Origin of the sequence: Pelatocladus sp. BLCC-F211, assembly GCF_041928655.1 — a bacterium.
In the GTDB taxonomy this organism is placed as follows: Bacteria; Cyanobacteriota; Cyanobacteriia; order Cyanobacteriales; family Nostocaceae; genus Pelatocladus.
Window position 1 is genome coordinate 1 of sequence record NZ_JBHFLM010000138.1, and the last position, 10,475, is coordinate 10,475.

Annotated in this window: 9 protein-coding genes; 5 read left to right on the forward strand and 4 right to left on the reverse strand. The window is 39.6% G+C overall.

Features of this window, described 5'->3' with window-relative positions; all coding sequences use genetic code 11:
- The first annotated feature begins 555 nt into the window (after window positions 1-555).
- The 3 genes from ACE1AT_RS16940 (at window position 556) to ACE1AT_RS16950 (ending at window position 5,332) form a co-directional block, all read left to right on the forward strand.
- Window positions 556-1,506: an ABC transporter ATP-binding protein gene (locus ACE1AT_RS16940; protein WP_374870330.1), complete on the forward strand. Its 951-nt coding sequence runs from the start codon at window positions 556-558 to the stop codon at window positions 1,504-1,506.
- 82 nt (window positions 1,507-1,588) lie between these two features.
- Window positions 1,589-3,502, forward strand: a complete 1,914-nt coding sequence (locus ACE1AT_RS16945; RefSeq protein WP_374870332.1) for an ABC transporter permease — start codon at window positions 1,589-1,591, stop codon at window positions 3,500-3,502.
- A gap of 114 nt (window positions 3,503-3,616) precedes the next feature.
- A complete protein-coding gene (locus tag ACE1AT_RS16950) occupies window positions 3,617-5,332 on the forward strand; it encodes a hypothetical protein (RefSeq protein WP_374870333.1) in 1,716 nt (571 codons plus the stop codon).
- Here the strand turns inward: ACE1AT_RS16950 and ACE1AT_RS16955 are convergent.
- A complete protein-coding gene (locus ACE1AT_RS16955; RefSeq protein WP_374870335.1) occupies window positions 5,303-6,583 on the reverse strand; it encodes an ATP-binding protein in 1,281 nt (426 codons plus the stop codon). The two genes, ACE1AT_RS16950 and ACE1AT_RS16955, sit on opposite strands and share 30 nt — an antisense overlap.
- A gap of 416 nt (window positions 6,584-6,999) precedes the next feature.
- Here ACE1AT_RS16955 and ACE1AT_RS16960 point away from each other — a divergent pair, with 416 nt between their 5' ends.
- A complete protein-coding gene (locus tag ACE1AT_RS16960; protein ID WP_374870337.1) occupies window positions 7,000-7,797 on the forward strand; it encodes an SDR family NAD(P)-dependent oxidoreductase in 798 nt (265 codons plus the stop codon).
- Window positions 7,798-8,016: 219 nt separating this feature from the next.
- On the forward strand, window positions 8,017-8,730 hold the full coding sequence (locus tag ACE1AT_RS16965; RefSeq protein WP_374870339.1) for an NADPH-dependent FMN reductase: 714 nt from the start codon (window positions 8,017-8,019) through the stop codon (window positions 8,728-8,730).
- Between the two features lie 71 nt (window positions 8,731-8,801).
- Here the strand turns inward: ACE1AT_RS16965 and ACE1AT_RS16970 are convergent, their stop codons facing one another.
- From ACE1AT_RS16970 to ACE1AT_RS16980, 3 genes are all read right to left on the reverse strand, one after another.
- On the reverse strand, window positions 8,802-9,284 hold the full coding sequence (locus tag ACE1AT_RS16970) for a DMT family transporter (protein ID WP_374870341.1): 483 nt from the start codon (window positions 9,282-9,284) through the stop codon (window positions 8,802-8,804).
- Between the two features lie 43 nt (window positions 9,285-9,327).
- Entirely contained in the window at window positions 9,328-10,206 is an 879-nt protein-coding gene (locus tag ACE1AT_RS16975; protein WP_374870343.1) for a methylated-DNA--[protein]-cysteine S-methyltransferase, read from the reverse strand.
- A 76-nt stretch (window positions 10,207-10,282) separates the two neighbouring features.
- On the reverse strand, window positions 10,283-10,475 hold a 193-nt coding region (locus ACE1AT_RS16980), incomplete at its 5' end, for a hypothetical protein (RefSeq protein WP_374870345.1).

Here is a 10,475-nt window from a genome sequence, read left to right on the forward strand (position 1 = left end):
ATTTATACTACCAGGGTTCTGGATCAGGAGTTGTCCACTTGACCTACTTCGTTTTTTATCTGTGCGCTTTACCGCTAAAAACATAATATCATCAAAGTCGTCCTAGAAGGACGAGGCTTTAGACCCAGGTTTTTGGTAAGACAGTGCAAATAATCGAAGGTTTGTAGTGTAGACGCTCGTAAGAGCGGCTTCCCGCAGGGTGGACTTTAGTCCTCAAGAAAGGACTAAAGTCCTTACTACGAACTTATTTCAGTAATTTTACGTTACTTAACATAGTTTGATTTATTCTCACCGATTTACTTATTGCGGAAGTCCCCATCTTCAGCAACAACAGGATGGGGATTATTGTATTTCGATATATATTTTGAACCACAAATGCTAGTAGTTAGTGGAAGCTTAGGTTTAGTTTTATACTATTATCCTAGTAATAAACGGTAGTACATAGCAGTAAATATCAAGTTTCTTTAAAGACAGTTTCAATTTCCGAAACGAAGCTGACAAAAGCTGTAGGAAGAGGCTAGCTTATTTGATAATAACAAGCGGCACTCAGCAGCTATGGTAAAAGAATTAGCAATTCGCACCAATGGACTGACGAAGCAATTTGACAGGCACGTTGCCGTTAATAATGTTGATTTAGAAATTTATGTAGGTGAGGTATATGGCTTAATCGGCCCCAACGGTGCAGGTAAAACGACTCTCATTCGGATGTTAGCAGCAGCAGAAGAACCGACTACGGGTGAGATTTATATTAATGGCGATCGCTTGTTACGTGACCAAAGTAACCCGACTCTTAAGCGTCGTCTTGGTTACTTACCTGATGACTATCCTCTGTATGAAGAACTGACAGTCTGGGACTACCTAGATTATTTTGCCCGTTTGTATCGTTTGCGAGAACCACGCCGGACAAAACGTCTACATGAGGTTTTAGAACTAATACAGCTCGGGAATAAACGCAATAGCTTAATTTCCACTTTGTCACGGGGGATGAAACAGCGCCTCAGTTTGGCGCGCACAATCATTCATGAACCTATTTTGCTGCTATTAGATGAACCTGTTTCAGGACTCGATCCAATTGCGAGGATGCAGTTTCGAGAAATCATCAAAGTCTTGCAAGAAGCGGGAATGACAATCTTAATTTCTTCCCATGTTCTCAGCGATTTGGCAGAATTATGCAGTTCGGTGGGAATCATGGAACTTGGTTATTTAGTAGAAAGTGCATCGCTACAACAACTATATCAACGTCTTGCGCGTCAGCAAATTATCATCTCAACTTTAGGAAAGCAAGAGGAACTGTTAGCAGAACTTAAGAATAATTCTTTTGTGGAAGAGTGGGAAATAATCACTGCGAAAAATAGCGTGCGGGTGAATTTTTCTGGTAAGCAGGAAGACTGTGCTAATTTCTTGCGATCGCTTATTCAAGCTGACATTCCAATTAGCGAATTTCACTGCACCCAAGAAGACCTAGAAACTATTTTCCTCAAGCTCGGACACAAACAAGCATCTTAGTCAAGGGTCAATAGTCAATTGTTATTATCCGCATCTCCCTTGTCCTCACACTCCCCAATCCCCAACTTTGGAGTTTTCACATATGTTGCTCAATTTTATGGATAAAATAGGCGACTGGAATCCGCAATTGTTGCGGGAAATTAAAGGTCGTCTGAAAGTTTTTCCTGTGGCGATCGCCTGTATTGCATCTTTAATTGGTCAGTTGATATTGTTCTTGTATCAATTGCGGGAAATACCAAGCGAAAAATATCAAATGTCAGGTACTTATTGCAGTTTAGGAGAAGTTTATAAACAACAAGTAAATGATATTTACCCGCAGATTAGCAAACTGCAACAACAATTATCTTGGCTAAACAAATCTAACAATTATGATGCGTCAGCAGTTCAATCTTTAACACAACAAATAGACCAACTTAAGGATCAAGAAAAAAGCATTAATAACATTTTGTACAATCAGTACTGCCCTCTTGAGCAAATTAATATGCAACAGTGGTGGCGAGATCACTGGGAATACATATTCCTATCACTGACTGTCATTTTTATTTTCACACTGTTAGTTGCGGGTACTTATTTACTGATTAATAACTTAGCTCAAGAAGAAAATCGGGGTACGTTAAATTTTCTACGTCTTAGTCCCCAGTCAGAAACAAGTATTTTGACTGGTAAAATGTTGGGAGTTCCAATATTAATTTATCTGACAATTGCAATCGCAATTCCTTTTCATTTATTAGCAGGTCGTTATGCTAATATTGCCTTTAGTCACATTTTGAGTTTTTATGTAATTTTAAGTGCTAGTTGCTTTTTCTTCTATAGCACCGCATTATTATTTGGCTTTATTAGTCGTTTATTCAGTGGATTTCAGCCTTGGTTGGGTAGTGGCGCAGTTCTCATTTTCTTGTTTGTGACGATGCAATTAGCATCTTCTGGACCATACTTGGATAATGCAGCTGCTTGGTTAAGACTGTTCAGTCCCTTTGATATGACAGCTTATTTATTCCCCAATTTGTTCCGTAGATATAATTGGGAATTACTCCAACAAATACAATTTTTCTACCTACCTGTTGGAAAAAGTCTTCTTGGTTTACTGGTTTTAAATTTAGTCAATTATGGCTTATGGAGTTATTGGATTTGGTATGGTTTAAAGCGCCGTTTTCGTAACCCAAATTCTGCAATACTAAGTAAGGGGCAAAGTTATTTACTTGTTGCTTACTTGCAACTTATTCTTTGGGGGTTCACTCTCCAGTATGTCAAAAATTATCATCATTATTACTCCAATGGAAACCCTGCTCCTGCTTATTACGATTTAAACCATCAAGTGACGCAAAACTTTACTTTAATACTGTTTTTTAACTTGTTGTTACTGTTTGGTTTAATTACGATTCTCTCACCACATCGGCAAGCAATTCAAGATTGGGCTAGGTATCGACACCAGAATATTTCTCAACGTAAAGGATTTTGGCAAAATTCTTTATTACAAGATTTAATCTGGGGTGAAAAAAGTCCAGCAATAGTAACAATTGCAATTAATCTTGTGATTGTTACTATTCCGTTAGTGGCTTGGATTTTAGTTGCACTTTCTTTGAACGCGAATAATAACAATAGCTTAGACTGGCTAGTGAACGACGTTGGTCGCTTCAAAGCAATTTTAGGTGTAGTTTTGTTTATCTGTATGGTGATGATCTACGCCACAATCGCGCAAATCATGCTCTTGATGAAAACTTCTAAACGTACTGCTTGGGCGATTGGAACTATCGCTACAGTCATGTTTTTACCGCCCATGTTTTTAGGAATGCTGAGTCTGAATCCAGATAAACATTCTACGTTATGGTTGCTTTCAAGTTTTCCTTGGGCAGGGTTAGAATATACGACGAGTACAACTGTTTTTATCGCTCTTTTGAGTGAGTTGAGTATTTTAGGATTGTTAAACTTACAGTTGAAACGTCAAATCAAAATAGCAGGAGAATCTGCTACTAAAGCTTTGCTAGCAAAAAGCTAATTTGATTAAGTTCGTAGTAAGGACTTTAGTCCTTAATATTTAAGCGCTAAAGCGCTTACTACGAACTGAGAAAAATTGACTTAACAAAATACACTTTAATTAAAGAGTGTCGCCATGCTAAACAATTTTTTAGATCGATTGGGAGACTGGAATCCACAATTATTACGCGAACTCAAAGGACGTCTGCAACTACGCAACATCATACTGACAACTATAATTTCATTAGGTAGTCAATTTTTGCTATTTATAGCTTTTCAATCTCAGTTACCAATTTCTAAAGATAGATTTCTCGATAATTCTAATAAGTATTGCACAGGTAAACTTTTATATGGATTACCAAAATGTTTATCAGATGAATTTGGCGATACAATCATCAATTGGCAGTTGTGGTGGCTAGATTTATTTACATGGCTGAGTATTTTTGCCTGTTTTAGTCTTTTGGTGATCGGAATTTATCTACTGATTAGCGATTTGGCTAATGAAGAGCGACGTGGAACACTGAATTTTATTCGTCTGAGTCCCCAAGAATCCCAAAGTATTTTTGTGGGAAAAATGTTAGGGGTGCCAATTTTGCCTTATCTGGCGATCGCTTTAGCAATTCCTCTGCATTTATTATCAGGATTAGCAGCGAATATTTCTTTCGTAGCAATTTTAGGCTTTGATGCTGTTGTCTTAGCTGCTTGTCTTTTCTATTACAGTGCGGCGTTGCTATTTGGCTTAGTTGGTTCTTGGTTAGGTGGTTTTCAAGCTTGGTTGGGTAGTGGAGTTGTTCTTGGTTTTCTACTAATAACTAAGCAGTCACTTGTTTATATCTCAACTAATTCTGCATTTGTTTTCTTGAGATTTTTTAACCCATTCTACTTTATTCCTGGGTTATCAGGTAGTTCTGATTTTATTTCTAGATATCAATGGGCTGATTTTCATTGGTTCGTTTTACCTCTAGGAAATAGCAACATCATAATTACTAGTTTAGCAATTGTAAATTTCTTTTCTCTAATGTATTTTACTTGGCAAGCTTTACAGCGTTGTTTTCGGAATCCTAACGCTACTATGCTGAGTAAGCGACAGAGTTATTTACTTACTTTTTACTTCACTATTTCATCTTTAGGGTGTGTGAATTGGAAATCAATTGTTGGGGATAAGTTTTCTTATTCATCTGTAATGAGAGATGAGCTAGCTTGCTTATTATTTTTACATTTTTGGCTGTTTTTGTACTTAATTGCCGCTATAACTCCTCATCGCCAAACTTTACAAGATTGGGCGCGCTACCGTCACATTGCTGATCATAAAGGTTTGAGGAATAGCGATGTAATCAAAGATTTTATTTGGGGAGAAAAAAGCCCTTCTTTGGTGGCGATCGCATTAAATGCAAGTATTGCCATAACTTTCCTTAGTTCATTAATTATTCTGGCTAATAATAATAGTCAAACCAAAATTAGTGCTGTTTATGCTCTGATTTTAGCTGGTAGTTTAGCTATGCTTTATGCAGTATTAGCCCAACTCATGTTAGTTAAAAAAACTCGACATCGCATATTTTGGGCTGTTGGTAGTCTTGGTACTGTAATTATTTTGCCAGTATTCATTATGCTGATGTTTTGGTCTAATTATCCTGGCAATAGCAATTTTATCGGGTTGTTTTCAGTAGCAGCACCGCTTCTTGCTTTGTATACACCCAACGGAGAGTCATTATATTCTCTCGGAGTGTTATTTGTAATTTTTGTGCAAGGAATGATGTCAGGATTACTGATATTGCAGTTGCGGAAACAATTGCAAAAAGCAGGAGAATCTGCAACGAAGATATTATTTGCTCCCCAAAGCAACCACAGGTAATTTAACACTCACTATAGTACCTGTTGCTGTGTCAGACTTAATAGATAATTTCCCACCATGAGCATTGACAATACGTTTAGTAATGGCAAGCCCCAACCCAGTACCACAAGCTTTTGTAGAAAAGAACGGCTGGGTTAGCTTGCAAAGAACTTCTGGGGGAATTGGCTCACCACCATTCCAGACATTGATAGAGACTTTATCTGAAGACAAACTATCTACTTTCCATTTAACGATATCTCCTGCTGAGACTGCCTCACAAGCATTACGGACAATATTAATAAACACTTGTTTTAGCTTATCCTTGTCACCCAAAATTTTGATTGTTGATGACGCCGGGATAAATTCAATGTGTCGCGATCGCGCTTCTGGCATTTCGCACATTGATACCAACAACTCACGAATAAATTCATTCACATCCAATTCACACAGGTGCAAAACTTGGGGTTTGGCATAAAGCAAAATTTCACTCAGCAAGTTTTCTAGACGGCTAGCCTCGCCTAATGCTAACGATAATCGCTCTTGAGCAGGTTCAGCCAAAATCGTTTTTTTGAAATACTTCAATCCCATAATCATTGTGGTGAGGGGATTGCGAATTTCATGTACAATCATCGCAGCAAATTCGCCAATAGCTGCTAGTCGTTCCTGTTCTACTAACTTGGTTTGCGCTGCTCGTAGTTCTGCTGTGCGTTTTTCTACCTCAACTTCCAAAATATGGTTAAATTGGCACTGCTGCTGGTAAAGATGATAATGATCGATCGCTGTTGCTGCTCTTTCTGCAAACAGTTCCACAATTTGGATTTCTTGTGGAGTAAACTTTCGTGATTGTCGATGAAAAGAGCAAACAGTACCAAATACTTGACCTTCAGAAGTTTGTAATGGTATCCCTAAATATGCTCGATAACCTGGTGCAGGTTTACCGTACTCTGGATGAGCCACAGCATCTTCAACAGCTAACGTGCTACCTATTTGAATGACTGTAGCAATTAACCGACCATGTAGTGCATAAACACGGGGTGCATCTTCGGCCATTTCCAAACTACTTGCGAGAATAGTTTCAAAACCCTCTTGGCAAAAGGTAACAACCGTCCAATCCACTCTAATCAGTTCGCTGACTCCACAAGCAATGTTGTGCAAATAGCTACCGAGTTCACCAGTCCGATAGTTCAAAGAGGACAAACGTGCTATTATCTGCCGCTCACGTTCCCACGGTTGATTTTGCAACAACATTTCATCTTTATTGGCTTGGTTCATGGATAACAGTTTCGTGGTGAGCGCAAAATTGAGTTTAGAAAGAAACTGGTAGGTTTTGCGTGTTCAGAGTTTTAGATGCTTTGGTACAAAGATTTTACTAGTTATATCTGCTATCTGTATACGTAAATTCTCAAAAAATTTACACTCCAATACAAAATTTTATACATCACCAACTTCAAAGTTAGAATTAGTTGAGAATGTCATAAGACCTTTCTAAATCAAATATAAGTTTCCTAGACGTAAATCCTTAGCTAGTTATAATCTGTAGACTAATTATTCAAGCAACAATCAATTTAAAGTTCAGATCATAATTTTCAAAACAGATCAACTTCAATGCTACCTTCGGCGCCGCCAAACTGAGCAATAGCTAATAATCAACACTCAAGAACTAATTACAACTTATAAGGAGAAAATTTATGAAGTTAGAAGGTAAAGTTGCTCTAGTTACTGGTAGTAGTCAGGGAATTGGACAGGGAATAGTTCTGCGTCTTGCTCAAGAAGGTGCGGATGTTGTGATTAATTATCGCTCTCACCCAGAAGGAGCAGAAGAAACCTTAGCAAAAGTACAAGCGATTGGTGGTAGATGCTATCTGGCTCAGTGTCCCAACTCTCAAGGTTATACGATTAGGGCAGACTTGAGCAGCGTGTCGGAGGTGCGCCAATTAATTACAGACAGCATTGACCATTTTGGTAGGCTGGATATTCTAGTGAATAATGCCGGGATTGAAAAACACGCACCATTCTGGGAAGTCACGGAAGCAAATTATGATGCTGTGATGAATGTCAATTTAAAGGGTGTGTTTTTTGCTACTCAAGCTTTTGTCCAACACTTGATGGCAACCAAGCGCCCTGGAAAAATTATCAATATTAGTTCGGTGCATGAAGAACTACCATTTCCCAATTTTACAGCTTACTGTGCTAGCAAAGGCGGGATAAAAATGCTCACGCGTAACTTAGCTGTCGAGTTGGGTGCTTTGGGTATCACAATTAATAATGTCGCCCCAGGAGCAATTGAAACTCCAATTAATACCAAACTATTGAATGATCCAGAAAAATTGGGTGCGCTGTTAAATAACATTCCTCTTCATCGTCTTGGTCAACCGCAGGATGTAGCCTCTTTAGTTGCATTCCTAGCTGCATCTGACGCTGATTATATTACAGGCAGCACTTTCTTTGTAGATGGTGGATTGCTTTGGAATTATCAAGAACAGTAGATATTACCTACACACTAACCTGAATTTTCGCGTCATGTGGAAACCTAACCCCCTAACAGAGTTTCCTACAAGGAAAAGGGGAAGAAATTTAAAGCCTTTCTCCTTATAGCACAGAGGTTTACCATCAGAGGTTTTTCAGATAAAAGTGAAAAGTCAAATCCCCTAACAACTATCAACTAGTAAGTGTTTTCACTCCTTACAATTAACAACAGAGCTATTATGACAAACACTCCTCTGTTTATTCCTGTCATTTTGGGTACTCCCCGTCAAGGTCGCCAAAGTGAATATGTTGCCAAATTTATTGTCGAGCAGATTACAGTACGAGATGACGTAGATACCCAACTGATTGATATTCGGAATATTCCAATTACTACTAATGACGCGGGTGAATCCATTAAAGATCCTCAGTTCTCCGCCATCGTTGAGCGGGCAGATGGATTAATTATCGTTGCACCAGAATACAATCACGGTTATCCGGGTTTGCTCAAACACGTACTTGATACATGCTTGAAAGAATACATTCATAAAGCCGTTGGACTGTGTGGCGTTTCCGCAGGGCCTTTTGGTGGTACACGGGTGATCCAAAACTTACTACCTGTGATGCGTGAATTAGGGCTAATGACGATTTTCTATGATCTTAACTTTGCCAACGTCCAAAATTTGTTTGATGAGTCTGGAAATTTGATTGACAAACCAACCTATATTCGCCGCCTGGAACGATTCATGAATGAGTTAGTTTGGATGTCAACGGTACTCAGGTATGGGCGACGAGAAGTCAACCTGGAGAAAAAAGACAACACTCAAATCAATCTCCATGCTAGCAAGCCCTGCCCGGAAATTGCTGCTCGCATGGGTGCAGATACAATGGATACCGTCCTTAATGTTAGTAATAATGCTCAGACTGGCAAGGTGGAAACCAGTTTAGAAGATTAACACTTCCTGTGCTCAAGCAACGAGAGATTTTTTATAAATCAAGGGGAATCCGCACCCCTCGATCACCACAGTTAAGCTTTTGGTCTGCTGTATAGCCTGACTACAAGTAAATCATTGGCGATCCCAGTACCCAGTAAAACTAAACTACAACCCACTATCATTGACATCGTTATAGCCTCTTTCAGTGCGATTGCACCCCAAAACATCGCAAATAGGGGAATGAGATAGGTGACCGTTAAAGCTTTGGTCGAGCCAACGTTTTGAATTAATCTGAAATAAAGAATATAAGCAAAGGCTGTTGACAGCAAAGCCAGAGCAATGACCGATATCACCACATTCACAGGTGGTGTTTGTTGAGGTACTGTAAACGGTAGGGCGGGTAAGAGTAGGAATGCTGCGCCAAGCTGGCTTCCAGTGGTGATAACTAATGAGGGAACACCAGCTAATTTTTTTTTGATGTAAGGGGCAGCGATCGCATACATCAATGCAGCAGACAATCCAGCTAGCACGGCCACGACAAAAGTAGGTGTGGCTGCAATTGCTTTCCACCCCACAGGGCTGCAAGCAACAAAAGCTCAGTGATATCTGAGATTTTCATCATAAATCCTGGTCTAAGTTCTGATTTCGACTGGCTTCCCAACCTAAAATAACTGTCTTACGTTCTAGTCCCCACCGATAACCGCCCATTGCGCCTGACTCGCGAATCACTCGATGACACGGGATTAAGTACCCAACTGGATTACTTCCTATGGCATTGCCGATGGCTCTAGCAGCAGTTGGTCGTCCGATAGATGCGGCTAGACCTTGATAGGTCGTGATCCCTGCAAAGGGAATTCTCAAAAGCGCACGCCAAACTTGAATCTGAAAATTAGTTCCTTTGACATGGAGAACCAGGGGAGAACGATGAGCAGCAAAGGGATTAAAGATGCGATCGCTGATTTCCTCAGTCATCTGCTGATCGCGAATGATTTCAGCGTTTGTCCATTTTGTACGTAAATTATGTTCAGCAGCTTTTTCGTCTGTTCCATCAAGAAAATATAAATTGCAGATACCACGGGCTGTTGTTGCAATCAGACAATAACCAAAGGGACTTTCGTGAACACCATACCGAATCTGTAATCCTACGCCTCCCGCTTTAAATTCACCAGGTGACATTGCTTCTAATTTCACAAACAGATCATGTAAACGTCCTGGACTTGATAAGCCTGCCTCTAAAGTTAAATCCAAAAGATTCTTGGTTTCAGTAATTTTTGATTTTGCATATTCAATGGTGAGATATTGTGAAAAGCGTTTTGGACTAATCCCAGCCCATGTTGTAAACAGTCGCTGAAAGTGGTACTCGCTAAGATGTACGTGTTGAGCAATAGTCTTTAAGTCAGGCTGGTTTAAATGATTTTGATACATGAAAGCGATCGCTTTTGCAATGCGTTCATAGGTTTCATTATCATAAGCCGTGGCTTTTATCAAGGGTTTCATGCTGTCAGTTCATTCGCACATTATCACGTACTCCTCAATGTATCAACAGCAATGGTTCAATGCCACCCGTTTCTTGCTATTCAGCAATGCCCTTTTTTCTTCCTCTGTGTTCTCTCAACACAGAAGTCAACACGTAAAGTTTCCGGGAGCTTGGTAGCCCCTCGGCTTTAGCCAGGGGCGGAAAAGCGACATTGCGGCTTGAGCCGCAGTCTCTAATTTGATAGAATTGAGCAATCCCAGTAGGAATAATCATCGGCGTGTTGAAGCCT